Source organism: Vibrio sp. Vb0349, assembly GCF_033338975.1.
Genome location: NZ_JAWOTS010000479.1, coordinates 1 through 1,015, shown reverse-complemented (window position 1 = coordinate 1,015; position 1,015 = coordinate 1). Strand labels below are relative to the sequence as shown.

General features: G+C 44.8%; 2 protein-coding genes. One reads left to right on the top strand and one right to left on the bottom strand.

Annotated elements, in window-relative coordinates:
* On the bottom strand, positions 1-673 hold a 673-nt coding region (locus R7Q47_RS26740), incomplete at its 3' end, for a flagellar brake protein (RefSeq protein WP_318090348.1).
* Positions 674-823: 150 nt separating this feature from the next.
* Here R7Q47_RS26740 and R7Q47_RS26735 point away from each other — a divergent pair.
* The coding region (locus R7Q47_RS26735) for a GNAT family N-acetyltransferase (RefSeq protein WP_318090345.1) at positions 824-1,015 on the top strand (192 nt) is incomplete at its 3' end.

Sequence of the window (1,015 nt, the reverse complement as noted above, 5' to 3'; positions counted from 1 at the left end):
TCTTGCCTACCTCATCAAACTCCATTCCGTAGCGGGCATAGTGAGTTGATTTTTGAAGGTTGCAAATACGACCATTCAGTGGCGCTAACAGGCGACCATCACTCGGCATGGTGAGGTCTAGAGTGATACGGTCGCCAACTTGTAAAGGTCGGCTCATTGGCGATGTCACAAAACGACAGCCGCTGCGAGACAGGTCTCTGATCTCACACTCACTTCGATATTCATCCAAGCGGACTCGCGCTTTCAAATTCACCTCATAACGCACTTCTTTACGAAGTTGGAATACCTGCATTGTATTAGGAAGGCTAAGCACTAAAATGGGATAAGGGTCGCCCAAGCGATGTTGAAGCTGAGCCCTAAAAGGGATGACTGCGCCTTCGCCACGATGAGAATACGCTTTTACGTTAATCCAAAAGCCTTCTTGAAAATAGAATTTCAAATCTTCATCGGAAATATTCGGAACTTCGATCAATGCCGTGTTGTTAGAGTGGCAGCCGACAAACGTACTGGTGGTGATGAACTTCGTTCCAACAGGCGTGGTCACATTGAGAGTGACTTCACTACCATGCTCAACCATCGCCATTGCATCGGTGCTGTTTAATGTGGTGGCCTGACGTTCTGGTGCTCTCTTACTCTGCAGAGGTAGATTGCCGTCTCTGGCACTGGTTATCATATTTCTCATTCTTATTGTCGTACCTGATTTGAGAAGAGGTGACTGCTATGAAATTTAGCACTAAACGACTGGGTGTCTTTGCGTGGTAATGATTTTATTCAGTGATATAGTTTGATTCAATAAATCCGTAACAAAATTAGAGAAGAAGATATGCATAAAGTGATTCACGACACTGAAAGTGGCCTCTTTTGGGTTGATTTAGAGCAAGACTTCAAAGCAAAAGTGGTTTACGAGGTGAAAAATGATGTGATGCACATAACATCGACGGTCGTACCAGAAGAGCTGCGAGGCAAAGGTTATGGCAAAGTAATGATGGAAGCGGTACTCCCAGAAATTGAAGCT